Source organism: Herbaspirillum sp. Sphag64, from assembly GCF_014192645.1.
GTDB lineage: Bacteria > Pseudomonadota > Gammaproteobacteria > Burkholderiales > Burkholderiaceae_D > Herbaspirillum.
On record NZ_JACHYE010000001.1, the window covers coordinates 605,279 to 629,181 of the forward strand.

22 protein-coding genes are annotated in these 23,903 nt (G+C 55.1%); 11 read left to right on the forward strand and 11 right to left on the reverse strand.

The features are described from left to right. From mobA to FHW66_RS02675, 3 genes are read left to right on the forward strand one after another with little or no spacing between them, the layout of a single operon-like run. Positions 1-615: a molybdenum cofactor guanylyltransferase MobA gene (gene mobA, locus FHW66_RS02665; protein ID WP_183378147.1), complete on the forward strand. Its 615-nt coding sequence runs from the start codon at positions 1-3 to the stop codon at positions 613-615. Then, positions 616-1,908, forward strand: a complete 1,293-nt coding sequence (gene glp, locus FHW66_RS02670) for a gephyrin-like molybdotransferase Glp (protein ID WP_183378148.1) — start codon at positions 616-618, stop codon at positions 1,906-1,908. A 7-nt stretch (positions 1,909-1,915) separates the two neighbouring features. After that, a complete protein-coding gene (locus tag FHW66_RS02675; protein WP_183378149.1) occupies positions 1,916-3,319 on the forward strand; it encodes a coniferyl aldehyde dehydrogenase in 1,404 nt (467 codons plus the stop codon). A 23-nt stretch (positions 3,320-3,342) separates the two neighbouring features. Here FHW66_RS02675 and rmuC read toward each other — a convergent pair whose 3' ends face one another. The 6 genes from rmuC to FHW66_RS02705 all read right to left on the reverse strand — a co-directional run bounded on the left by rmuC (position 3,343) and on the right by FHW66_RS02705 (position 12,405). After that, positions 3,343-4,830 carry a DNA recombination protein RmuC gene (gene rmuC, locus FHW66_RS02680; RefSeq protein ID WP_183378150.1) on the reverse strand — a complete coding sequence of 496 codons (1,488 nt, stop codon included), beginning with the start codon at positions 4,828-4,830 and terminating at the stop codon, positions 3,343-3,345. A gap of 193 nt (positions 4,831-5,023) precedes the next feature. Beyond that, on the reverse strand, positions 5,024-6,556 hold the full coding sequence (locus FHW66_RS02685; RefSeq protein WP_183378151.1) for a methyl-accepting chemotaxis protein: 1,533 nt from the start codon (positions 6,554-6,556) through the stop codon (positions 5,024-5,026). A 48-nt stretch (positions 6,557-6,604) separates the two neighbouring features. Beyond that, entirely contained in the window at positions 6,605-8,032 is a 1,428-nt protein-coding gene (gene shiA, locus FHW66_RS02690) for a shikimate transporter (RefSeq protein ID WP_183378152.1), read from the reverse strand. A gap of 205 nt (positions 8,033-8,237) precedes the next feature. Further along, on the reverse strand, positions 8,238-8,657 hold the full coding sequence (locus FHW66_RS02695) for a group II truncated hemoglobin (RefSeq protein ID WP_183378153.1): 420 nt from the start codon (positions 8,655-8,657) through the stop codon (positions 8,238-8,240). Between the two features lie 72 nt (positions 8,658-8,729). Then, on the reverse strand, positions 8,730-11,240 hold the full coding sequence (locus FHW66_RS02700) for an ABC transporter permease (protein ID WP_183378154.1): 2,511 nt from the start codon (positions 11,238-11,240) through the stop codon (positions 8,730-8,732). A gap of 112 nt (positions 11,241-11,352) precedes the next feature. Then, the gene (locus FHW66_RS02705; RefSeq protein WP_183378155.1) at positions 11,353-12,405 is read right to left on the reverse strand and encodes an NAD(P)-dependent alcohol dehydrogenase; all 1,053 of its coding nucleotides are present in this window, start codon (positions 12,403-12,405) and stop codon (positions 11,353-11,355) included. A 271-nt stretch (positions 12,406-12,676) separates the two neighbouring features. Between FHW66_RS02705 and FHW66_RS02710 the strand changes: the two genes are divergently transcribed. Beyond that, a complete protein-coding gene (locus FHW66_RS02710) occupies positions 12,677-13,129 on the forward strand; it encodes a lysozyme inhibitor LprI family protein (protein ID WP_183378156.1) in 453 nt (150 codons plus the stop codon). A 96-nt stretch (positions 13,130-13,225) separates the two neighbouring features. Here the strand turns inward: FHW66_RS02710 and FHW66_RS02715 are convergent, their stop codons facing one another. Further along, on the reverse strand, positions 13,226-13,861 hold the full coding sequence (locus FHW66_RS02715) for a LysE family transporter (protein ID WP_183378157.1): 636 nt from the start codon (positions 13,859-13,861) through the stop codon (positions 13,226-13,228). Between the two features lie 269 nt (positions 13,862-14,130). Here FHW66_RS02715 and FHW66_RS02720 point away from each other — a divergent pair, with 269 nt between their 5' ends. The 3 genes from FHW66_RS02720 to FHW66_RS02730 all read left to right on the forward strand — a co-directional run bounded on the left by FHW66_RS02720 (position 14,131) and on the right by FHW66_RS02730 (position 15,125). Next, complete coding sequence (locus tag FHW66_RS02720) at positions 14,131-14,424, forward strand: hypothetical protein (RefSeq protein ID WP_183378673.1); 294 nt, start codon at positions 14,131-14,133, stop codon at positions 14,422-14,424. A gap of 56 nt (positions 14,425-14,480) precedes the next feature. Then, positions 14,481-14,741: a hypothetical protein gene (locus FHW66_RS02725; RefSeq protein ID WP_183378158.1), complete on the forward strand. Its 261-nt coding sequence runs from the start codon at positions 14,481-14,483 to the stop codon at positions 14,739-14,741. 84 nt (positions 14,742-14,825) lie between these two features. Further along, positions 14,826-15,125: a hypothetical protein gene (locus FHW66_RS02730; protein WP_183378159.1), complete on the forward strand. Its 300-nt coding sequence runs from the start codon at positions 14,826-14,828 to the stop codon at positions 15,123-15,125. An 86-nt stretch (positions 15,126-15,211) separates the two neighbouring features. Here the strand turns inward: FHW66_RS02730 and tilS are convergent, their stop codons facing one another. The 4 genes from tilS to cysS form a co-directional block, all read right to left on the reverse strand. Beyond that, on the reverse strand, positions 15,212-16,645 hold the full coding sequence (gene tilS, locus FHW66_RS02735; RefSeq protein ID WP_183378160.1) for a tRNA lysidine(34) synthetase TilS: 1,434 nt from the start codon (positions 16,643-16,645) through the stop codon (positions 15,212-15,214). 120 nt (positions 16,646-16,765) lie between these two features. After that, complete coding sequence (locus tag FHW66_RS02740) at positions 16,766-17,746, reverse strand: acetyl-CoA carboxylase carboxyltransferase subunit alpha (protein WP_183378161.1); 981 nt, start codon at positions 17,744-17,746, stop codon at positions 16,766-16,768. A 91-nt stretch (positions 17,747-17,837) separates the two neighbouring features. Then, entirely contained in the window at positions 17,838-18,479 is a 642-nt protein-coding gene (locus FHW66_RS02745; RefSeq protein WP_183378162.1) for a DNA-3-methyladenine glycosylase, read from the reverse strand. A gap of 5 nt (positions 18,480-18,484) precedes the next feature. After that, positions 18,485-19,885, reverse strand: a complete 1,401-nt coding sequence (cysS, locus tag FHW66_RS02750; RefSeq protein WP_183378163.1) for a cysteine--tRNA ligase — start codon at positions 19,883-19,885, stop codon at positions 18,485-18,487. Between the two features lie 246 nt (positions 19,886-20,131). Here cysS and FHW66_RS02755 point away from each other — a divergent pair, with 246 nt between their 5' ends. The 4 genes from FHW66_RS02755 (at position 20,132) to FHW66_RS02770 (ending at position 23,900) form a co-directional block, all read left to right on the forward strand. Next, positions 20,132-21,382 carry a nuclear transport factor 2 family protein gene (locus tag FHW66_RS02755; RefSeq protein ID WP_183378164.1) on the forward strand — a complete coding sequence of 417 codons (1,251 nt, stop codon included), beginning with the start codon at positions 20,132-20,134 and terminating at the stop codon, positions 21,380-21,382. Continuing rightward, positions 21,382-22,635: a murein L,D-transpeptidase family protein gene (locus FHW66_RS02760; RefSeq protein ID WP_183378165.1), complete on the forward strand. Its 1,254-nt coding sequence runs from the start codon at positions 21,382-21,384 to the stop codon at positions 22,633-22,635. The genes FHW66_RS02755 and FHW66_RS02760 overlap by 1 nt, the downstream gene beginning before the upstream one ends. A 112-nt stretch (positions 22,636-22,747) precedes the next feature. Further along, positions 22,748-23,335: a peptidylprolyl isomerase gene (locus tag FHW66_RS02765; protein ID WP_183378166.1), complete on the forward strand. Its 588-nt coding sequence runs from the start codon at positions 22,748-22,750 to the stop codon at positions 23,333-23,335. A 76-nt stretch (positions 23,336-23,411) separates the two neighbouring features. Continuing rightward, positions 23,412-23,900, forward strand: a complete 489-nt coding sequence (locus tag FHW66_RS02770) for a peptidylprolyl isomerase (protein WP_183378167.1) — start codon at positions 23,412-23,414, stop codon at positions 23,898-23,900. Positions 23,901-23,903: the final 3 nt, after the last annotated feature.

Genomic DNA, 23,903 nt, shown 5'->3' on the forward strand with positions numbered 1-23,903 from the left:
ATGAGTATTGCCAGAGAACAGATCACGGGACTGATACTGGCTGGTGGTCAGGGTAGTCGTATGGGACATGTGGACAAAGGTCTGCAGCTCTTTCGTGGTCAGGCAATGGTCGCCCACGTGATTACCCGCCTACTACCTCAGGTACATGCCGTGGCAATCAATGCCAATCGCAACGATCAACTGTACGCAGCGTATGGCTTGCCGATCTGGCCCGACCGCACGACCGAGTTTGCGGGGCCACTGGCCGGTCTGCAAAGCGGGCTCGAACATTGCCTAACCGACTATCTGCTGGCGGTACCATGCGACTCACCGTGGCTGCCGACAGATTTGGTCAGCCGCCTGGCGACAGCACTGATGCAGCAGGAAAAAGATGCTGCCTTTGCCATCACGCCGCAACATCGGCATCCCGTATTTTGCTTACTGAAAAAAACTGTCCTGCCAGCACTGAACCATTTCCTGCAACAGGATGGCCGCAAAATGGAGCGCTGGTTTGCCAGCATCGCTAGTGCGGCGGTGTCATTTGAGAATGAGCGTGCCTTCAGCAATATCAACACTTTGCAAGAGCTGCACACGTTGGAAAGCAGCGACTATCTTGCGCAACCGGATTGTGAATAAATGACGCCCGATTCTCTCTCCGCCATTATCAGCTGCATCTCCGGCTATGACCCGGATGCCATGACTGTGCCCCAGGCACAGCAAATCATTCAAGACTTCATCACGCCACTGCACGCGGTTGAGCAAGTGGCCATCCGTAGTGCCCTGGACCGGGTTCTGGCACGCGACGTTATCTCTGCCATCGACGTACCCGCCAACGATAATTCAGCCATGGACGGCTACGCACTGCGCGGCGACGATCTGGATCAGCCATTTCCACTGCAGTTGGGCATTGTCGGCAGCGTGCATGCTGGGCAACGCTTTACCGGTAAGGTCGGCCCGGGAGAATGTGTTCGCATCATGACTGGTGCTGCGATGCCGGCCGATTGCGATACGGTGATTCCACAAGAATTCACACACCAGCAATCGCCACAAGACGATCACGTGACGATTCCGGCGGCGTCTGTGCGGCGCGGCGACAATCGACGCTTGCGTGGTGAAGACCTGCGACTCGGCCAGGTAGCGCTGCGTGGCGGCAAGCTGCTAAGACCGGCCGATATTGGCTTGCTCGCTTCGCTGGGCGTGCCCGAGATTGCTGTGCAACGGCGGCTACGGGTAGCCTTCTTTTCTACCGGTGACGAATTGCGCTCAGTGGGAGAAACACTGGACGCTGGCTGCGTCTACGACTCGAATCGCTATACGCTGTATGGCATGCTGGCACGACTGGGGTGCGACATGATTGACATGGGCGTGGTCAAGGATGATCCGATTGCCATGGAAGCGGCATTTCGCAGTGCCTGCGAACAGGCCGATGCCGTCATCACCTCAGGTGGCGTCTCCGTCGGCGCGGCAGATTACACCAAACAAACCATGAGCAAGCTGGGCGAGATGCTGTTCTGGAAAATCGGCATGCGGCCCGGCCGCCCAATGGCGTTCGGGCGCATCAGTTCGCAAGGGCGCAGCGCCTATCTGTTTGGTCTGCCGGGCAATCCGGTGGCGGTCATGGTGAGCTTCTACTTTTTCGTGCGAGATGCTTTGCTACGCATGATGGGGGCTGACGCCGCACCGCTGCCACGCTTGTCGGTTCCCTCGCTTTCGGCGATTCGCAAAAAGCCCGGGCGCACTGAATATCAACGCGGAATTCTCGCTCTGGATGCCAGCGGGCACTGGCAGGTGCGCCTGACCGGTGCGCAAGGCTCGGGCATCTTGCGCTCGATGTCCGACGCCAACTGCATCATTGTTCTCAACGATGCACAAGGCGACGTCGTCGCCGGTGATCCGGTACAGGTTGTGTTGTTTGACGGTCTGACCTGAACCAGCCATGAGCTTGTTGACGCATTTTCAGCAACTCCATCAACGTACCCGCACCGCACTTGAGGTACCTTGGGCACAGCGTCGGGATCGTCTGCTGCGACTGCGTCATTTACTGTTGCATCATCAGGATCAGTTGGCGGCAGCGATCAGTACCGATTTCGGCAATCGGTCCCGACACGAAACGCAATTTCTGGAAGTTTTTACCAGCCTGCAGGCGATTGATCACGCCTTGCGCCATGGACAGCGCTGGATGCGTGCGCAAAGGCGTCCGACTGCACTCTGGTACCTGCCTGCCGGGAATCGACTATTGCCACAGCCACTGGGCGTGATCGGCATTGTGACGCCATGGAATTATCCGCTGTTGCTCACCATCGGTCCCTTGGTTTGTGCGCTGGCAGCAGGCAATCTGGCAATGATCAAGCTCTCTGAAGCCAGCCCAGCGTTTGGCAAGCTGTTTGCGCATCTGATGTATCAAGTATTTGGTGAGGATGAAATTGTCGTCATCAATGGTGACGTCGAGATCGCCCGGGAATTCTGCGCCCTGCCCTTTGACCATCTCCTGTTCACCGGCTCTACCGCTGTCGGGCGCGAGGTAATGCGCATGGCCAGTGCCAACCTGACCCCGGTGACGCTGGAACTGGGTGGCAAATCCCCCGCCATCATTGGCCCCTACGCCGACTTCCGACATGCGGTGACACGTACCCTGAGCGGTAAATTACGCAATGCCGGACAAACCTGCATTGCCCCTGATTATGTCCTTTTACCCAAGGGACAGGAGCAGGCCTTCATCGACTGTGCGCGCGAGGTTGTCGCCAGCCACTACCCGGCACTGAACGACGAGCGGCTTGAGACCAATGATTACAGCAGCATCATCAACGACCATCACTATGCCCGCTTGCAGGCTTTATGCAGCGACGCCCAAGCACATGGTGCGCAACTCACGCCACTTAGCGCACGACCAGCGCATGACTCACAACGCTTGTTACCACCATTGATCGTGACCGGGATCAGCGCTGGTGCGCGCATTCTGGATGAAGAAATTTTTGGGCCGCTGCTGCCCTTGATTACCTATGACGATATCGATACAGCGATCCGCTATGTCAATGCCCGTCCGCGGCCATTGGCTCTGTATGTCTTCGATACACAAAAGACTGTGATTGATAAGGTGCTACAACAGACCATCAGCGGCGGCGTCACCGTCAACGACACGCTGCTCCACATCGCCCAGGAAGATCTCCCCTTTGGTGGCGTTGGTGCTTCCGGCATGGGTGCTTATCACGGTGAAGACGGCTTCCAGCGCTTGTCGCACATGAAGCCGGTGTTCCGGCAAAGCCGCCTCAATCTGATACGCTGGTTCAACCCGCCCTATGGCCGGTTATTTTCGCTGCTGATGAAATTGTTGCTCCGTTGATCTTCCGGTTCAGGCAGACAATGTCACAGCAGTTCAGTTTGCCCATCACCGTCCATGCTGACGTCAGCATCGCTGGTCCCCAGCAGTTTCTGCGCTGTCTCACTGGGCAAAGCCTCGACTGACTTGAGCTTGCGCGACATCTGACGCGTCCGTGTTTCTGCTTGCTCAATGTTTTTAGCGGCACGCTCCAGCGTACTTTTGGTAGCCGCCAATACATCGCCGAACTTGCCAAATTCGGTTTTGACGGCACCCAGTACTTGCCACACTTCTGACGAACGTTTCTCCAGTGCCAGCGTACGGAATCCCATCTGCAAACTATTGAGCAAGGCCGACAAGGTCGATGGACCGGCAATGCTGACCCGCAAATTGCGCTGCAGCTCGTCCGATAAACCCGGGCGACGCATCACTTCCGCATACAACCCCTCGGTCGGCAGGAACAGGATCGCGAAATCGGTCGTCAACGGCGGCGACAGATATTTCTCAGCGATGGTCTTGGCTTCATTGCGCACGGCGCGTTCCAGCTCGCGACCGGCAGTGGCGACGCCATCAGCATCGGCGCGATCAGCAGCATCCGCCAGTCGTTCGTACTGCTCCTTGGGGAATTTGGCATCAATCGGCATCCAGACAGGCGTACCACCATCATCGTTACCTGGGAGCTTGATCGCAAACTCGACCCGCTCGCCACTGTTAGGGACGGTCTCGACGTTCTTGGCATATTGATCGGGCGTGAGCACCTGTTCCAGCAGCATTTCCAGTTGGACTTCGCCCCAGGTACCACGTGTCTTGACATTGGTCAGCACCCGCTTGAGGTCGCCAACACCAATGGCCAGCTGCTGCATTTCGCCGAGTCCCTGATGAACCTTCTCCAGACGATCAGAGACCAGCTTGAAGGATTCGCCTAACCGCTGTTCCAGTGTGGCGTGCAGTTTCTCGTCAACGGTCTTGCGCATCTCTTCAAGGCGATTGCCGTTGTCCAGTTGCAGATCCTTGATCTTGGCTTCCAGTGTGGCGCGCACTTCTGCCATGCGCTGCGCATTCGATTCGGTCAGCGTCGACAACGTCTGATTGAGCGTATCGCCAAACCGTTGCAATGAAGCGGCCTGCTCCTCGCGATTGACCTGCGCCTGCAGATTCATGGTCTGGCGCATGCCATCGAGTTGCTGGGCGTTGGTTTGATTGAGCTTGAACAGCTGCTGGGCAAAACCATCAATCTGCTGATTCTGCAGCGTGGCTACACTGGTCAGTTGCGTTGCCAGGGTCTGCTGCAGTTGGCTGAAATTACCCCCAAGCTCCTGACGTGTAGCTTGTGCATTGTTCTGCAGCTGGTTACGCAACTCGCGCTCGCTGCGTTCAGCCAGATCCTGCTGGTGGCGTTGGAGCTGCTCCTGCAATCCTTGTAGGGCAGCATCCATGTCCGCGCCCTGATCACTGCGACTGCGGAGCAGTATCAATAGCTGCAGGACCAGCCCGAGGGTAACCAAGGCGATAAGTGTCAATTCAATAGGATTCATGTCAATGCCGGGATGGAGAAATCAGGTCAGTGGTACAGCCGTGCTTTCGAGACATCGGCTGACGGGCGCCTATTATTAGCCAATTGCCAGCCGATTTCATCAAATTTTACGCGCCATCTCAACACTATGTTCCCAGCACACGACCTAAGGTCAACGCTTTTATGCGCAGGCCCTATGCCTCCCCCACAATGCATCATTGACCGAGTTTAAACGTTTCTACCAACTGTTCCAGCGCCGCCGCCTGCTGTTTCAATGATTCAGCCGCAGCCGCTGCCTGCTCAACCAAGGCGGCGTTCTGTTGCGTCACGTTGTCCATTTGCGTAATCCCGGTATTGATCTGCTCAATACCAGCACTTTGCTCACGGCTGGCTACGGCAATCTCAGCGATGATGTGCGTCACCTGCTTGACGCTGGTGACGACTTCCTTCATGGTCTCGCCAGCCTCTTCGACCAGCTGACTGCCAACATCAACTTTCTCGACCGAGTCGGCGATCAAGGTCTTGATTTCCTTGGCCGCACTGGCGCTCCGTTGCGCCAGACTTCTCACTTCGCTGGCAACAACGGCGAAACCACGTCCCTGTTCACCGGCACGCGCCGCCTCAACTGCGGCATTGAGTGCCAGGATATTCGTCTGAAAGGCGATCCCGTCAATCACACCGATGATATCGACAATGCGGTTGGAGGACTGATTGATCGAGGCCATGGTATCAATCACGCGCGACACTACTGCACCGCCCTGCTCAGCCACGATCGAGGCCTTCTCCGCAAGGGCATTGGCCTCACGACCATTTTCGGCATTTTGTCTGACGGCGCTGGTAAGTTGCTCCATCGAAGAAGCAATTTCCTCCAGTGACCCAGCCTGCTCTTCGGTGCGCGCCGACAAATCCTGATTGCCGAGTGCAATCTCGCTCGAAGCACTGGTAATGTTGGTGGCACCTGATCGTATGCCGGAGATGATGGCAACCAGTCCGGTTTGCATGCCAGAGATGGCGTGCAGCAAACTTCTGCTATCCCCTTTGTGCAAGGGAACTATCGCAGACAGATCACCACTGGCTATTTTTCTGGTGACCTCAGTCGCCAACAGCGGTTCACCACCGAGCGACTTGGTGACACTACGGATGAGTTGCCAGCCCAGCAACACCAGAATGCCGATTGCCAGAACAAAAATCCCCATCAGTTTGGTCGCATTGCGCCAGAAAATTTCATTGATATCGTCGATATAAAACCCGGTCCCGAGCCACCATCCCCAGGGTTTGAATTCGACGATACCGTTCAATTTGGGCACTGCACCACCGTTGCCACGGGGAATTTTGATCAGCACCAGACCATAGGTATCCTTGTCCATCGCTTCCCGATAGGCCACGGCGTCAACCCGGCCATCCATGGTTTCGCCCTGAGTGATGGTATTAACTATTTTGGGATTAGGATGGATAAAGGTGAGCCCATTGGGCAAACGCGCCCAGTAGTAGCTGATACCGTCGTTATTGAGTTGACTCAAGGCGGTCTTGGCAGCACTCTGGGCTTGCTCACGGGTCAGTGAGCCACGCGCCTCAAGCGATTGGTAGTAGCTCAGCAGGTTCATGCCCATTTTGAGCATGTTGACGATTTCGGCACGCCGATCGTTCATCATGGACTGGTTGAGCGCATATAAACTGGTGGCGGCAAGCGTCGAAAGTGCAACAATCGCAACGCTGAGCAGCAGTATCAGTCGTGTCGCCAGCTTCATAGAGCCTCCTCTGAAATACATCAGTTTGAAAACCTGCTTTTGACTGACTCAGACCCGGGACGACTTGACCAATGGGGTCTGCGAGACATGAACCGACTTCGCAGCGATCACCGTTGAAGGCTCTGTACCTGCCATTTTCATGCGGACCGAGACAACCACCGATACCAAGCAACCTCCAGCCAGATAAGCCGCTACCGCATGCCAGCTGCCATCGATACCCAACAGGGCGGTTGCGATAAAGGGCGTGAAGCCTCCGCACACAACGCTGGCAAACTGGTAACCGACACCTGCCCCACTGTAACGATATTCAGCACCGAAGAGCTCAGTAAACAAAGGCTGCTGGACGCTAACGACCATGTCGTGGGCTATATTGGCGAGCAGCACCGAAAAGACCACAATCCACAGTACCGATCGCGCTTCCATGGCGAGGAAGAACGGTATGGCTGACGCCAGACCAATCAACGCACCGGTAACGTAGACGCGCTTCTGACCGATGCGGTCTGCGGCCAGCGCAAACAGCGGAATTGTGAAGCAACTGACTGCGCCGACCAACAAACCGATATTCAGGAACAGGTCGCGTGACATGCCTAGATTCTTGGTTGAATACGATAACGCAAATGCGGTCACGATGTACATCGTAAACATTTCAGCCATGCGCAACGCGATGATCAACAAGAAGCTCTTGGGATTGTTGCGCAAAGCAGTGAGCACTGGGAGCCTTTCCTTTGACTTTTTCTGGTTGGCAACACTGCGAATAAATTCCTGCGACTCTTCCATCGTCGTGCGAATCCACAAAGCCACGAGCACCAATACAATGCTCAACAGAAACGGAATCCGCCAGCCCCATGACAGAAAAGCCTGATTATCGAGTGTATGGGTGAGTATAGAAACAATGCCAGTGGCCAGCACCAACCCAACGCCGTAGCCAACCTGCACGCCGCTGCTGTAGAACGCCTTCCGGCCCTTGGGAGCCGACTCCACTGCCATGAGCGCCGCACCGCCCCATTCGCCGCCGACGGCAAAGCCCTGCAATGCGCGTAAGCTTACCAAGGCCAATGGTGCATACCAGCCAATGCTGGCATAGCCCGGCAACAGTCCGATCAGTGCGGTGGAAACCCCCATCATGACCACGGTAATGACGAGCATACGCTTGCGCCCCAGTCGATCTCCAAAATGGCCAAATACGATACCGCCCAGTGGACGGAACAAGAAACCGACACCGAAGGTGCCAAAGGCAGCCAGTGTTCCCAGCATCGGATTGTCGCCGGGAAAGAACTGGCTATTGAATACCAGCGCCGCAGTAATCCCGTACAGCAGGAAATCATACCAGTCGACTACCGCACCGACGAAACTGCCCAGTGCCGCCTTGCGTGCCTGCTTTTGAGTCTGAGTCTGAGTCTGAGTCTGAGTTTGAATTTGAGTCTGGTCCAGACCTGGGGATGGGCGTGCTTGCCCATTTGATTTACGCGTGTTCATGTTGTTGTCTCCGTTATCTTGTTCTCTATCTTGTTCTGTACTCTGCATTGCCTGCAGTGCCGACTTTTTTATGACAAAAGTCTAGCGAGAACTCGCTGAAACGACCAAGATTGCATTCCAAGAAACGTACGATAATCGCGCATTAAGTTCGATTGATGAGCATATTAAGAAAAAAGCTTTAGAGCACGATTACACAATTAACCGATCAGGTGGGTGTTGCGCCGGAGGTATCCTTGTTCATCATCCAGTTTGCCGTCTGAAAGAATGCCTGCATCAGCCTGGTGCGCAATGCTTCTTCCAGACCGACATCTTCCATTGCCCAGGCCATGCAGCGCAGCCACTGATCTCGTTCTGAAGTGCCGATAGGAAATGGCAGATGGCGCGCACGCAGGTAGGGATGTCCAAACTTTTCAACGTAGAGATTGGGGCCACCGCTCCAGCCTGAGAGAAACCAGTAAGTTTTATCCCTTGATCCCTCCAGCGAGGATGGATGGAGCGCACGGATGCCAGCAAACTCAGGTTCGAGGTCCATCAGATCGTAAAAACGATCCACCATTGCGCGCAGCTTGTCTGCGCCGCCGATCAGCTCGTAGGCAGTCGGTTGTTTGGGGTCTTCGATTTGCATAGAGCGAGATGATAACGCAGCCGCACGCACCTGACAGCTGCGCCACAGACTCGCTGCCCATGGGCAACGGTTTTAGCCTTCGCGCAAGGTTTGCAGCGGCGGCTGGGAAAGCACCTTGCGCAAGCCTAACCAGCCACCGGCAAGTGTGCATCCCATACCTACCAAGGCGCCTGCCAGCCATAACCAGGCACTGACATGCCAATCAAAATCAAAGATATTGCGGGCCAGCACCCAACCTGCCAGACCAGCACCACTGGCTGCCAGCAAACCCGCCAGACCGCCGACCAGCATCACTTCAATGCGCTGCGCTTGCGCCAGCTGACGGCGGGTGGCTCCCAATGCGCGCAACAGACCCGCTTCCCGGATTCGGATATCGTGCGTACCGACCAGCGCTGCGTATAACACTAAGGCACCCGCCAGCAGTGCAAACAGAAACAGGAACTGTACTGCCGCCACCACTTGATCAACGATGCTCTGAATCTGTTGCAGCACGCTGCCGATATCCACCACGGTCAGATTCGGAAAATCTCGGGTCAGCAGATTGGCCAGACTAGCTTGCTCAGGCGGTAAATGAAAAGCGGTGATCCAGGTCTGCGGCATGTCCTGGAGCGCAGTCGGATTGATAATCACAAAGAAGTTGACCCGCAGGGAGCCCCATTCCAGTTTGCGGATACTGGTGATTGGCACCGACAGCAACTGTCCTGCAATGTCGAATTGCAGGTGATCCCCAAGCTGTAATCCCAAGGTCTTGGCCGCGCCCTCTTCCACCGACGCCTCTGGCCGCGTGTCGTCGAACCAATGGCCAGCGACGATTGTGTTTTGCGCCGGCAAGTCACGCATGGTGGACAGATTGAATTCGCGATCCACCAATCGTCGGGCACGATCGTCGTGGTAGCTGTCGTTGGTCACTGGCTTATCATTGATTTGCACCAGTCGACCACGGATCATTGGATACAACGGGGCCTGGGCAATGTTCGCCTGCTGCAGCCGCTGCGCAACCGCCTCCTTCTGGTCGGGCTGGATATTGATGACAAACCGGTTCGGAGCATCAAGCGGTGTCGACTGCCGCCACGCAGCGATCAGATCACCCCGGATCACTGTCAGCAGGAGCAGCGCCATCAAGCCCAAACTCAGCGCCACGATCTGCACAATGCTTGCCCCCGGACGTCGTTGCAGGCCCTGAATGGCAAAACGCCAGCCCTGATTACCAAACCAGCCACGCGCGCTGCCTAGTGCGCGCAGACAAACCCAGGCCAGCAAGGCAAACAGTCCGCAGGCCCCAAGGAAGCCCAGCGCCGTCAGTAGACCCAACTTGATGTCACCGGCCTGCCACAGCAACAAACCGATAAAGACCAGACTGCCCAGCACATAGGTGGCAATACTGCTGACCTTGGGTGCGGAGGCATCTCGCCGTAACACCCGGTTGTGGGGCACATTGCGTAGCTGCAGCAAAGGCGGTAAAGCAAACCCCACCAGCAGCAACACGCCCACCGCCAACCCTTGCACGGCGGGCCACCAACTGGCTGGCGGCAAGGAAGTCGCTACCAGGCCGGCGAGCCAGCTCAGCAAGGCAAAATGCGCGACAAATCCCATTAGTACCCCAAGTGCACTACCGACCAGGCCAATGAGTAAAAACTCTTGCATATAGAGCCAGGTCACCTGCGTCTGGGTCATACCAAAGCAGCGCAGCATGGCACAGGCATCCAGATGTCGCAGCATGAAGCGACGCGCCGCCAATGCGACGGCAACGGCAGCCAGAAACGACGACAACAAACCAACCAGCGAGAGAAATTGCTGTGCGCGATCGAGTGTCGCGCGGATTTCCGGACGCCCTGAATCAATCGATTCGATCCGTACACCCTTGAGATTGTCGGTATCAATATGCGTTTGTAACCAGCGCTGATAAGACTTGATACGTTCCGTTGTACCGGCCAGCAACAGCCGATAGGTAAGTCGAGAGCCAAACTGCACCAGTCCCGTAGCAGTCAAATCGTCAAGCGCGAGCATGACACGGGGCGCAAAATTGACGAATGCACTGCCGCGATCCGGTTCATTGGCAATCAATCCTGCGATACGAAATTGTTGACTCCCGAGTTTGAGGTGATCACCGACATGCAGCTGCAAAGCAACCAGAATGGCCTGATCAACCCAGACCGTGCCACGCTCAGGGATGCCAGATGCAGCATGCGGCTTGCCATCCTGCGTGTGATTGTCGGACGCCAGACTGAGTCGCCCGCGCAAAGGATAGTCAGACGATACCGCTTTGATGGACGACAATACGGAACGCACACCGTCGCCCTGCCCGGCAACCGCCATGCTGGGGAACACGATGGTCTGGGCCGTCTGCAGATGTTCCAGCTGTGCCTGTTGCAGCCATTGCGGTAGCAAAGGCTGGTCCGTTGCCACCAGCAGATCGGCTGCCAGCAATTGATGTGCATCGCGTTCAAGACCTGCACGCAGACGATCGATGAAGAAGCCAACCGAGGATAGCGCAGCAACAGCCACAATCAGGGCCACCAGCAAAAAGCGCAACTCACCGGCTCGCCAGTCGCGACGTGTCATGCGCAATGATTGTATAAACATGCAGTGTCCCAGGTGGCAAATAAACTTCGCCGGCATGGTCGCGTACATAATGCGAGCGCGACCATGCCGGCGAGGAAGGTCATGACGACAGTGTATCTCTGTTACTTGGCGATTATGCCGGCAACGAAGACATGTCGATCACAAACCGATATTTCACATCGCTTTTGAGCATGCGCTCATAGGCCTGATTGATCTCGTCAATCTTGATCAGTTCGATATCAGAGGTAATTCCATGCTCGGCACAGAAATCCAGCATTTCCTGGGTTTCCTTGATACCACCGATCAACGACCCCGCCAGCTTGCGTCGTTGCAAAATCAGATTGAATACGGTTGGTGAAGGATGTGGTGTATCAGGTGCTCCGACCAGGGTCATGGTGCCATCGCGCTTGAGCAGCGACAGGAACGCATCCAGATTATGCGGTGCAGCAACGGTGTTGAGGATGAAATCAAAACTATTGGCATGCTGCGCCATTTGCGCTTCATCCTTGGAAATCACCACTTCATCCGCACCCAGCTTCAGCGCATCAGCGACCTTGCCCGGCGACGTCGTGAACAAGACCACGTAAGCACCCATCGCATGCGCCAGTTTGACGCCCATATGTCCCAGACCGCCGAGGCCGACGATACCGACCTTATGCCCCTTGCCGACTTTCCAGTGACGCAATGGCGAATACGTGGTGATCCCTGCGCATAGCAGCGGCGCTGCTGCGGCTGGATCAAGTTTGTCGGAGATGCGCAGTACAAATTTTTCATGCACCACGATATTGTTGGCATAGCCGCCATAGGTGACGCCGCCGGTTTGTTTTTCTGGCCCATTGTAGGTACCGACAAAACCATTTTCGCAATATTGCTCCAGACCTTCTGCGCAACTGGCACAGGTTTGACAGGAGTCGACCATGCAACCCACACCGACTAACTGACCGAGCTTGAATTGCTGCACCTGGGAACCGACCTTGCTGACCCGGCCGACAATTTCGTGACCTGGTACCGTCGGGTAAATCGTATTGCCCCATTCATTGCGGGCGGTGTGCAAATCGGAGTGGCAAACACCGCAATACAGGATATCGATCTGCACATCGTGTGCACCTGGCTCACGTCGATCAAAACGATAGGGAGCCAATGGCGCCTTCGGGCTGACTGCTGCATAGCCATAGGAAGCTGACATAATTGATCCTTTCATGATCGGTAAAGTGGGATAGCGCTTGTTACCTGCTGCACAACCGCAAGATGCCGCTGTGCACAGAAAATCGTGAAAGCAATGCGGAGCACATGGTAATACTTCAGCAAACTCCTTGCAGAGCACTGCCCGATTTAGCATTACTCCCAATTGAAAAGCTGGGCAGTACAACAAATTGTTACCAATTTCCTGCTGCAAACCATTTGCAATCAGCAACGTACCGATGGAAACTGCTGACCAGAACATGTTGAGGAAATCTATGAAATCATCTTTGCGCCGAATAGCTGCCTTGCTCGCCTTTTCAGTGTTGAGTGTGACTGCAGCAGGCAGCCATGCTGCCGATACTGGCAGTACCGAAAAGAATGGCAACACAAACAACAGCGATGCCCTCAGTTGCAACAATGCGGGGACCCAGGCCCAGATGGAGCAATGTGCTGCACAGGCACTCAATCAGGCCGATACCGAGCTGAACCAGACCTATGTTGACTATCGCAACCGGCTCGATCAGCGACAGCAGGATCAAATCCGCGATGTGCAGCTGGCCTGGATAAAATATCGAGATCTATCGTGCAAATATGCCAGTAACGACGTCGGCGGCTCTGCCCACGCGCTCGCATTGCAAACCTGCCTGACCGAAAAAACACAAGAGCGGACCCGCGAAATCAAGGCATTGGCGGCCTGTCCTGAAGGTGACCTGACCTGCCCCCGCTGAACCATAAAAAAGAGCCAGTCTGCATGATCCTGCAGCTGGCTCATTTTTTCTCATCACCGTGATCACCTTACCGATACGGCAAAGCTTATTTCAACCTCAGGCCTGGCTGCGCTTGAAAAAGAACAGCCCGGTTCCCACCAGCATCAAAATGCCACCGAAGAAGCGATTCTGGATCTTCAAGGCACGCGCATCGCGGAAATAGCGCTGCATGCGACTGGCGGCAAATGCATAGCCATGCATCACCACCAGATCAACCGACACCATGGTGACTGCCATGACTAGCAATTGCAGCCACAGCGGCTGTTGATGGTCGATGAATTGCGGCAATACAGCCACCATAAAGACGATCCCCTTGGGATTGGTGGCATTAGTCAGGAAACCGGTCAACACCCTTTGCCAGCGTGATGCAGTTGCAGCTGGACGAACCTGCTGCTGGGAGTCAACGTGTACCGGAGCGCGCCATTGCGACCAGCCCAGGTAGATGAGATAAGCAGCGCCCAGAATCTTGATGGTATTGAAAGCTGCCTCCGAAGCAACCAGCAATGAGCCAACGCCAGCGCCCGCAATCAGCAACACCAGTACCAGCGCAATTTCCAGACCGAGAATCGTCACCGAGGTACGACGCACACCGTAGCTCAGGCCGTGGCTCATCGACAGTACTGCGCCAGAACCTGGCGAAATCGCGATCAGACAGGCTGCAATAAAAAAGGCAAACCAAGTGTGCAAAGCCATACCAATTTTCCTTTCCGCAAAAGTAAAACAAACATTATAGAGAGAAGCGCCACTGTGTGCGGTGGCGCGTCGCACGCAACTGCTTGAAGTGACATTCCACGCTATCCAGAGCAATTGCAACAGCCGCTTACAACTATCGCATGATTTGCAACACTTTGACGTCGTCGCTTTGATTGGCGGCTCGTTAATGGAAGTAAGGCGCAGCAATCAAGTGAAACAAACTGGATCAAGCGCCGAGACAGAAGAACTTCTCTTTAAGGAAAATTGCCATGAAATCGACTTCCCTCATCGCTGCTGCACTGCTGTCCGCACTGACTCTGCCAGTGTTCGCCCAAACCGGGGCACCAGTCGCCAAGCCAGCTGCCGTATCAGCCACTACATCAGCAGCAACGACTGCAGCAGCTCCGGCCAGCGTTGCGAAGAAGGCAGTACCGGCAACTAGGATCAAGTCGGTGAAGCACAGCGCCACAAGTCATTCCAGTGTGAAGAAACTCGACACCAAGGCCACCGCAAAGCCGGTTAGTTCGCCAGTCAGTGCCAGCACTAACGCCGTGATCAAGTAATTTCAGACGAAATCAGTCACCAGCGCATACCACCGAAACCTTAAAGGAAAAACATCATGAAAACATCTACCGTTATCGTCGCCGCCCTGCTCTCAGCACTGACCCTGCCAGTATTCGCACAAACTGGTGCGACAACAGCGAGCCCAACGACACCGGCAACGACAGCAACAGCAACAGCCAAAACTGCGACTGCGCCAGCCGCAAAGACCTCCCACGAGGTAAAGCACAAAAAGGTGAAGACAGAAAAAACTGCAAAGGACACTGCGTCCAAGCCAGCGACCGCAGCACCTACAGGCACGCCAGCAGCAGCGAAATAAGGCAACTCGCGTCACATTGACCACCAGACTCCGGCGCGGCGCGGCTGCGCCAGCAACAACACCATTGACACTAAAGGAACCATCATGAAGACTTCTTCCCTGCTCGTCGCTACTCTGTTTTCCGCACTGACTCTGCCAGTATTTGCCCAGACCGGCGCTGCTGCGCCAGCGACGACACCAGCTACAACCGCGACAGCGCCTGCTGCAAAGACGGCTGCGCCAAAAGCCGAACAGGCGACCAAGCAAAAGACCGTAAAACACGCAGTCAAGAAGGACAAGACTGCAAAAAAAGAAGCAACCGAAAAGACGGACAAGAGCAAGGCTGACGCAACCTCAACCAGCAAGCCAGCCGCTGGCGACAGCAAGAGCTCTGCCAGCAAGTAAGGTCGACAAGGCATCGTCGATATAAAAAGACGTTAAAAAGCGGTTTGTCAGGACACGGACAAACCGCTTTTTACATCGATTTTTCTTTAGCCCAGATCAGCTTGCCAGCGCAAGACGATATGCTGTGTTGACGCGTCGACAGCTGCGCTTTGCGCATGGCAATCCATACCAATTCCGGCAGCGTAGAGCAACTGTTCACCGGCAAAGATGATCGGTAAATAGGGGCGCTCCCAGGCGGGAATATCGAGCGATTGATAATGGTATTTCAAACTCTTGGCCGGACGATTGGCTGCCAATTTGAGACGCTCGCCACCGCTGCGCAATGTCAACGTCAGGCGCTGTTCACGCAGCCATTGCGGAGGCAATCCAAGCTCCGCTGTGTCAAACACTAAGCTGCCCGCAAAGCGCGGAAAATGCAGACTACGCTCGCCCTTCCAGATAAACGACTGAGGTGCGGAATCAGCGTCAAACGCAGGGTGCCGTGGCGTCAGAAATACCCGCTCACGATAACGCCGGATATGACAGTCAGGATGGGTCACGCACAATTGTGCATCTTCCTTGGCTTCCAGCAGTTGGGTACGTAATTCAGCCAGCCAGGCAGCGGATGGCATACGCAGGCCGCGTAAGGCAAACCAGTATCGCAACAGATTATCGAGCCGGTCCTGATCAAGACGACGCAATGCCGGCAAGCTCAAATATTCGCCATCCAGACATCCCGCCAGATCCTGCGCGGCCAGACCGGTGAGCAAACGCTGCGCGGCCTGGGCATGACTGGCAGCACGTGCAAAACGCTGTTGAAATCCGGGGAAGAACTCGCTCAGCGCCGGCATCACATGGCGCCGCAAAGCGTTGCGCGCATAACGGGTGTCGTGGTTGGACTCGTCTTCCACGAAGCGGATTTCACAGTCACGCGCATGCGCTTCCAACGCCGTACGCGAAACATCGAGCAGAGGTCGCGCCAGTAACAGATTGGCATTATCCAGCAGGCTCGCTGCCGCATTGGCGCTATCCATTCCCGACATCCCAGCCACACCGGAGCCGCGCAGTAATTGCAGCAACACCGTCTCCGCCTGATCGTCCAGATGATGCGCGGTCAGCAGCAAGCGTACATCGTGCTGCTGACACAGTTGCCCGAGTGCACGGTAACGTCCGATACGGGCCGCTTCCTCCACGCCACTTTTGTTGCTGGAATCAAGCGCGATATTGCATGTGTCGAATACCACTTCAAGCTGCGCGCACTGATCGCGACAATGCGCTTGCCATTGATCGGCATTGGCACTCAAACCATGGTGAATGTGGAAGGCCAACAAGGCGACACCATGGTCGCGGGCAAACTGATGCGCAAGGTGCAGCAGCACTGCCGAATCGAGACCGCCGCTGTAGGCAATCGCTATCCGCGGAAAGCGTGCTGCGAAATCAACGCCTGTAGTTGCATCAAAATCTGCCTGCAATGGCTTCAAAGCCTGCAATACCTGGCTTAATTGTGCTGGAAGAGAGTCGGAAGGCTTGGACGAGGACATGCTTGTTTCCCAGCAGGCGAACGCTGACTGGTCAGTTCTACCTGCAGCTGAATATGACAACGGCGCCGTCGTCACTTGCGTTATCGAACGGCGCCGCCAATGCTTGTTGCAAGCGAGGGTTTACTCTTGCGGACTGATTTCCTTGAACTTGCCGTAGCTCATCAACTTCTCGTGACGTGCGGCCAGCAGATCCTTGGTCTTCACACCCTGGAACTGACGCAACGTATCGGCCAGCGCGCGCTTGAGCAATGATGCCATTTGCTTCGGATCACGATGCGCGCCACCGAGTGGTTCGCTGACGATTTTGTCGATCAAGCCCATGGCCTTGAGACGATGTGCCGTCAAGCCGAGCGCTTCAGCCGCATCGGAAGCACGATCTGCAGTCTTCCACAGAATCGATGCGCAGCCCTCTGGCGAAATCACGGAATAAGTCGCATATTGCAACATCAGCACCGAATCACCGACGGCAATCGCCAGCGCGCCGCCGGAGCCACCTTCACCGATGATGGTAGCGATCAGAGGCACTTTCAGTTCGGCCATCACATACAGGTTGTGACCAATGGCTTCGGACTGGCCGCGCTCTTCCGCATCAATCCCTGGGAATGCACCCGGTGTATCGACGAAAGTGAAGATTGGCAGATTGAATTTTTCTGCAACCTTCATCAGGCGCATCGCCTTGCGATAGCCTTCTGGCTTTGGCATACCAAAGTTGCGCATGGCACGCTCCTTGGTGTCACGGCCCTTTTGATGACCGATGACCATGCAGGCCTGGCCATTGAAACGTGCCAGACCGCCGACGATCGACAGATCATCTGCGTAGGTGCGGTCACCATGCAGCTCATGGAAGTCAGTGAAGATTTCATTGACATAGTCCATCGTGTAAGGACGCTGCGGATGACGGGCGATCTGTGAGACTTGCCACGGCGTCAGCTTGGCGTAGATATCCTTGGTCAGCTGCTGGCTTTTCTTTACCAGGCGCTCGATCTCTTCCGAGATGTCGACGGCCGAATCGTCTTGCACAAAGCGCAACTCTTCGATTTTGGCGTCGAGCTCGGCGATGGCCTGCTCAAAACCCAGAAATGTAGTTGTCGACTTGCTCATCGTATTCCTTTTCTAGAACTCATTTTCATACACAGGCGGCAGTATAACAGCCCCGTGTGCCCGCGCTAAGCCTGTCGCCTGATAACCGATATCAAGACTGGGCATCCAGACTACGCCACAAATACCAGGTGGCAACAGTACGCCACGGCTCCCAATTGGCGGCGACTTCACGCACGTCGCTGCGCGATACCGGCTCGCCTGAAAAATAGCTGTTACTGATGCCCTCGAGTAATCCCGGATCATCCAGTGGCAGGATATTGGGTCGGAGCAGATTAAATATCAAAAACATCTCCGCTGTCCAGCGACCGATTCCGCGGATCTGCAACATCTCGGCAATGACGTCTTCGTCGTTCATTTCCGCCCATTTATCGGGATGTACCGTCTTTGCCTTGAAATGTTTGGCCAGATCCAGCAAATATTCCGCCTTACGCTTGGACAAGCCACATGCGCTCAGCTGCTCTGGTCCCACCTTGAGCACTTGAGCAGGCGTGCACTTGGTACAGACTTCAAGGAAGCGTTGCCATTGCGCCTGCGCCGACTTCACCGAAATTTGCTGACCAATGATCGAGCGTGCCAGGGTCGTGAAAGCGTCACCGCGACCGGTCAATTGCAGATCACCGAATTGAGGAATCAGCTTGCGCATGATGCGATCACGTTTCATCAGCTCGACTTTGGCCTGTTCCCAGTAAGCAGGTACGCTGATGGGCGTCTCAGCTTGAGTATCTTTGATCATGCCTGTCAGCCTCGCCGCCATTCGGTCAAGCCACCGGGTTTATCTTCAAGAATCACGCCAGCAGCAGCAAGTTGCGCACGAATTTGATCCGCTTCTGCAAAATTTCTTGCCTGTTTAGCCGCCACACGTGCCGCAATGCGGGCTGTGATTTCCGCCTCATCCAGAACCTGCTCACCAGCACCAACTGCCGTCTTGAGGAAGCTCTCTGCTGGCCGTTCCAACAGACCCAGCACCGCGCCCAACGCCTTCAGCTGGCGTGCCTGCTGCGGCGACTTGCTCTTGTTGAGTTCATTGGCCAGATCAAACAATACCGACAAGGCAACTGGCGTATTGAAGTCATCATTCATTGCCTCAACAAACCGCTGCGCATGTACTTCGTCCTGATCTACGACAAACTCGGTTTCATCAAGCACCACATCCTTGAGCGCCGTGTACAGACGGGTCAGCGCCTGACGTGCATCATCGAGGTGGGCATCAGAGTAATTGAGCGGGCTGCGATAGTGAGCGCGCAGGATGAAAAAACGCACCACTTCCGCATCGTATTTTTTCAGGACATCACGAATGGTGAAAAAATTACCGAGCGACTTCGACATCTTTTCATTGTCGACACGCACAAAGCCATTGTGCATCCAGTAATTCACGAAGCCATGCTGATGCGCTCCCTCTGACTGCGCGATCTCGTTTTCGTGGTGCGGAAACTGCAGGTCTTGACCACCGCCGTGAATGTCGAAATGTTCGCCCAGCAAGTCACAGGACATCGCCGAGCATTCGATATGCCAGCCCGGGCGTCCCTTGCCCCAGGGAGAATCCCATTTGACTTCGGCAGGCTCGGTTTCCTTGGCCGCCTTCCACAAAACAAAGTCCAGCGGATCACGCTTGCCGGTGTTGACATCAACACGCTCTCCGGCACGCAAGTCGTCGAGTGTTTTACCCGACAACTTGCCGTAACCGGCAAAATCCCGGACCGAATAATTCACGTCACCATCGCTGCCCTGATAGGCCAGACCGTTGTGCTGCAACTTCTGAATCAGATTCAGCATCTGCGGCACGTAGGCAGTCGCACGCGGTTCATGATCAGGACGTTGCACGCCAAGCGCTGCCGCATCTTCGTTCATGGCATCGATAAAGCGCTGTGTGAGCTGACCGATGGTTTCCCCGTTCTCCAGTGCGCGACGAATGATTTTGTCATCGATATCGGTGATATTACGGACATAAGTCACGTCCAGTCCGCTGGCACGCAGCCAGCGTTGCACCATGTCGAATACCACCATCACGCGGGCGTGGCCCAGATGGCAATAGTCATAAACGGTCATGCCGCATACGTAGAGACGGACCTTGCCTGCCTCGATAGGGGTAAAGGTCTGCTTATCACGCGCCAGCGTGTTGTAGATTTTGAGATTGCTCATGGACGGGAAATTGGTTCAGGCAAAAATTGGGTGAATTGTTCGAGTTGTTTCAACGGTGAATACGCGATATCGGCCAGCCTGCACAGTGATCAGACACCGTTGCGAATAAACGCTTCACGGTGCGCAGAGCCAATGTTCAGCCGACTTTTTCTCTAGCGACGACAACATGAATACAACACGATTGCCAAAACCCTTTTTATAGTGCTTTTTTGATAAAATGCGTCTTTTCGTTCGAGTATAGCATTGATGAAAACCATGCCTCTTGCCTCTCCGCACACTTATCGCAATGCTTTGCGTGGCATTTTAGGCAAGACCGTTATTCTAGCTGGCTTGATCGCAGCAATCTACCCGGCACAAGCCAGCGAGATGTCTGAAATCAACAAGCTGATGCGTAATGGACAATATGCAGACGCCTTGGTGAAGACCGATGCCGTACTGGCAAAACATCCGCGCGACGCCCAACTGCGTTTCTACAAGGGGCTGATCCTGGCAGAGCAGAACAAGTCTGCGGAAGCGATTGCCGTGTTCAGCAAATTGACTGAAGACTTCCCTGATCTGCCCGAACCGTATAACAACCTGGCGGTGCTGTATGCAGCCAATGGTCAATATGACAAGGCACGTGCTGCCCTGGATATGGCCATGCGCACCAATCCAACCTATGCCACGGCGCTGGAAAACCTGGGCGATGTCTATGCCAAGCTGGCCAGCCAGGCGTACGACAAGGCGCTGCAGATTGATCCCGCCAACAACGTACCCGCACCCAAGCTGACGCTGGTGCGCACACTCAATGGCAATTTGACGGGTGGCACCATTCCGAAACTGGCGAGCGCCAACACCAGCGTCAAGGCAACATCTGCCCCAGCCGATACGCCAGTCACGCCGACGACTCCCCCTGCCCCACCTGTGATCGCACAGCCTGAGGCAAAACCGGAGCCGAAGGTCGATGCCAGGACGGCTGAAAAGGCTGCACAAGCGGCCGCGCAACTGGCTGCAAAGCAAGCTGCTGACAAGGCAGCAGAAAAAGCGGCTCAGCTCGCTGCGGAAAAGCAGGCCAAGGCTGACAAGGCTGCTGAAAAAGCTGCCCGTGCTGCAGAGAAGGAAGCCAAAGACGCCAAACTGGCCGCTGAAAAGCAAGCCGACAGTGCACGTACAGACAAGGACAAGACTGCCGTACTTAATACTGTCTACAGCTGGGCCAAGGCATGGAGCGACATGGATGTCAAAAATTACCTGGCATCCTATGGCAACGACTTCACCCCTCCCAAGGGACAAACCCGCAAGCAATGGTCTGACGAACGTCGCGATCGCATCGAGGAAAAAGGCCACATCAACGTCAAGGTGGAATCACCTCAGGTCACGTTCAAGAACGACACCGCGACTGTACGCTTCCGTCAGATATATAATTCGAACCGCCTGACGGTTGACAGTCGCAAGACACTCATCCTGACCAAACAAGGCAATAAATGGTTGATCAAACAGGAGCGCTCGGGAGGGTAATGGTTCGTTTCGCCGCATATCAAGGCAAGTTCGCGTCCTTGCCGCTCGTTTTTGCCCGACTGCTTTTGAGCACAGCCATGGCTGTGCCAGCAGCGCTGGCATTAGCTTCGTCGTCATCGATTCCACCGCAGTCAACTCCCGCGGAACTGCGCAAGCCGGACCCGGAAGCCCTGCTGATCGAAATCTACAAGGATCTGGGCAGCAATCGCCTGCAGGAGGCGCAATCCAAGGCTGATGCGCTGGTTGCAGCTTACCCGAACTTCCGTCTGGGGCAACTGGTACGAGGCGATCTGCTGCTCATGCACGCGCGCCCTGTAACCAGCTTCGGACAAATCAATGATGCGCCAGCCGCCAAACTCAAGGATTTGCGTGCTGAAGCGATGGTGCGTCTGCATTCACTGCAAGAGCGCCCCAACCCTGATCTGATCCCGCAGCCTGTGCTGCAGGTGAGCGAAGATCAAAAAAATGTTCTGGTCGTCGATACCACCCGTGCCCGCATGTATGTCTACGAAAATCAGGGTGGGCAGCTCAAGCTGATGACGGATTACTATATTTCGCACGGTCGCTTCGGTGTCAACAAGTCACGCGAAGGCGATCAGCGCACACCGATTGGCGTGTATTACGTCAACGCTCGTATTCCCGGCCCCAAGTTGCCTGACTTCTACGGCACTGGCGCATTGCCATTAAACTATCCGAATGAATGGGATAAGCGCAATGGTCGCAGCGGTTCTGGCATCTGGCTGCACGGTACGCCGTCGGACAACTTCAGCCGGCCGCCTTTATCCTCTGACGGTTGCGTGGTGCTGGCCAATCCCGATCTGCAGACACTGTATTCAACAGCTGAAGTCGGCAAAACGGTAGTCGTGATCAGCGAAAACATCAAGTTCATCGACAAGGATCAATGGAGCAAGGAACGCGACGCAGGCAATCAGTTGATGCAACAATGGCAACAGGATATGGAAGCCCCCGATGCCGACAAGGTACTGACCAACTACTCCTCGAACTTCCGCTCGGCAGTCGGTGAAAGCCTGAGTACCTGGTTCAATCGTCAGCAAAAAGGACTCAATGGCGCCCGACCAAGTATCAAGTTACGCGACCTGAGTCTGTTTCGCTATCCCGGTGCGGAAGACACGATTGTGAGTACCTTTGTGCAGGAAACCTCAATCGGCAAGAACAAGAATGTGGTACGCAAGCGCCAATACTGGCAGCGAGAAGGTGCGCAATGGAAAATCGTCTACGAAGGCAATGCCTGAGGGGCCGATTTCAGCTTCGCGTCTCCGTGCCGCCTTCTTAGTACCGTTTTTATAGTTACGACCAGCCTATTTAAAGGCATTACTCACCCCGTCCGTTCAGCAAGGAAAAATCATGCTTGATGCATTCTTCTCTCGTCGTACATTACTCCGGTGCATCGCGGCCCTGTCGCTCTCAGGGGCAGCATTGCTGGCTCATGCGCAGTCGGCACCGCGTGTGCTGCTCAAGACCACCGCTGGTGATATCGTGCTGGAACTCAATGCTGACAAGGCACCGATTTCCGTTGCCAACTTCCTGGACTACGTCAAAAGCGGTCAATACAACGGTACCATCTTCCATCGCGTCATCAATGGCTTCATGATTCAGGGTGGCGGCTTTGACAAGGATATGCACGAGAAGGCGACGCGCGCGCCAATTCGTAACGAGGCCAGCAACGGTTTGAAAAACGAAGCCTATACTATTGCCATGGCCCGCACTTCGGCACCGCACTCGGCAACTGCACAGTTCTTTATCAATGTTGGCAATAATGCGGCACTCGATTATCCAAGTCGCGACGGCTGGGGCTATGCCGTGTTTGGCAAAGTCATTCAAGGTACCGAGGTCGTCGACAAGATCAAGCAGGTAGCGACCGGTTCACGTGGCATGTATGACGATGTTCCAGTCACGCCTGTGGTGATCCAGTCGGCAACACTGGTCAAATAAGCTTGATGTCCTGCGCCAGGTTGCGCGGGGCCATTTTTTATTATCGTTTCACTCAATAACGCAAAGAGGAATTCTCATGGCTGTTCTCTTCACTACCAACCACGGTAACTTCAAGGTCGAGCTGGATACAGAAAAAGCACCAAAGACCGTTGAAAATTTCCTGGCCTATGTCAATGCAGGTCACTATAGCGGCACTATTTTCCATCGCGTCATTGATGGTTTCATGATCCAGGGCGGCGGCTTTGAGCCAGGCATGAAGCAAAAACCAACCAATGAACCGGTCGAAAACGAAGCCAAGAACGGCCTCAAGAACGAGCCCTACACACTGGCGATGGCACGTACTTCGGCGCCACACTCGGCGTCGGCGCAGTTCTTTGTGAACGTCAAGAACAACAGCTTCCTCGACTATCCTGGCCAGGATGGCTGGGGCTACTGTGTATTCGGCAAGGTCATCGAAGGCACTGAAGTGATCGACAAGATCAAGGGCGTCAAAACTACCCGCTCAGGCATGTTCGCTGACGTACCAGTGGAAGATGTCGTGATCGAAAAGGCCGAAGTGGTCTGATCT

Excerpts from the sequence above, each read along its gene's own strand:
- FHW66_RS02760 (WP_183378165.1), top strand. The coding sequence starts at position 21,382 with ATGGTTCGTTTCGCCGCATATCAAGGCAAGTTCGCGTCCTTGCCGCTC.
- FHW66_RS02770 (WP_183378167.1), top strand. The coding sequence starts at position 23,412 with ATGGCTGTTCTCTTCACTACCAACCACGGTAACTTCAAGGTCGAGCTG.
- glp (WP_183378148.1), top strand. The coding sequence starts at position 616 with ATGACGCCCGATTCTCTCTCCGCCATTATCAGCTGCATCTCCGGCTAT.
- FHW66_RS02685 (WP_183378151.1), bottom strand. The coding sequence starts at position 6,556 with ATGAAGCTGGCGACACGACTGATACTGCTGCTCAGCGTTGCGATTGTT.
- FHW66_RS02725 (WP_183378158.1), top strand. The coding sequence starts at position 14,481 with ATGAAAACATCTACCGTTATCGTCGCCGCCCTGCTCTCAGCACTGACC.
- FHW66_RS02745 (WP_183378162.1), bottom strand. The coding sequence starts at position 18,479 with ATGATCAAAGATACTCAAGCTGAGACGCCCATCAGCGTACCTGCTTAC.
- FHW66_RS02705 (WP_183378155.1), bottom strand. The coding sequence starts at position 12,405 with ATGTCAGCTTCCTATGGCTATGCAGCAGTCAGCCCGAAGGCGCCATTG.
- FHW66_RS02730 (WP_183378159.1), top strand. The coding sequence starts at position 14,826 with ATGAAGACTTCTTCCCTGCTCGTCGCTACTCTGTTTTCCGCACTGACT.
- FHW66_RS02715 (WP_183378157.1), bottom strand. The coding sequence starts at position 13,861 with ATGGCTTTGCACACTTGGTTTGCCTTTTTTATTGCAGCCTGTCTGATC.
- FHW66_RS02700 (WP_183378154.1), bottom strand. The coding sequence starts at position 11,240 with ATGTTTATACAATCATTGCGCATGACACGTCGCGACTGGCGAGCCGGT.
- FHW66_RS02740 (WP_183378161.1), bottom strand. The coding sequence starts at position 17,746 with ATGAGCAAGTCGACAACTACATTTCTGGGTTTTGAGCAGGCCATCGCC.
- FHW66_RS02675 (WP_183378149.1), top strand. The coding sequence starts at position 1,916 with ATGAGCTTGTTGACGCATTTTCAGCAACTCCATCAACGTACCCGCACC.
- shiA (WP_183378152.1), bottom strand. The coding sequence starts at position 8,032 with ATGAACACGCGTAAATCAAATGGGCAAGCACGCCCATCCCCAGGTCTG.
- FHW66_RS02695 (WP_183378153.1), bottom strand. The coding sequence starts at position 8,657 with ATGCAAATCGAAGACCCCAAACAACCGACTGCCTACGAGCTGATCGGC.
- FHW66_RS02710 (WP_183378156.1), top strand. The coding sequence starts at position 12,677 with ATGAAATCATCTTTGCGCCGAATAGCTGCCTTGCTCGCCTTTTCAGTG.
- mobA (WP_183378147.1), top strand. The coding sequence starts at position 1 with ATGAGTATTGCCAGAGAACAGATCACGGGACTGATACTGGCTGGTGGT.
- FHW66_RS02765 (WP_183378166.1), top strand. The coding sequence starts at position 22,748 with ATGCTTGATGCATTCTTCTCTCGTCGTACATTACTCCGGTGCATCGCG.
- FHW66_RS02720 (WP_183378673.1), top strand. The coding sequence starts at position 14,131 with ATGAAATCGACTTCCCTCATCGCTGCTGCACTGCTGTCCGCACTGACT.
- cysS (WP_183378163.1), bottom strand. The coding sequence starts at position 19,885 with ATGAGCAATCTCAAAATCTACAACACGCTGGCGCGTGATAAGCAGACC.
- FHW66_RS02755 (WP_183378164.1), top strand. The coding sequence starts at position 20,132 with ATGAAAACCATGCCTCTTGCCTCTCCGCACACTTATCGCAATGCTTTG.
- rmuC (WP_183378150.1), bottom strand. The coding sequence starts at position 4,830 with ATGAATCCTATTGAATTGACACTTATCGCCTTGGTTACCCTCGGGCTG.
- tilS (WP_183378160.1), bottom strand. The coding sequence starts at position 16,645 with ATGTCCTCGTCCAAGCCTTCCGACTCTCTTCCAGCACAATTAAGCCAG.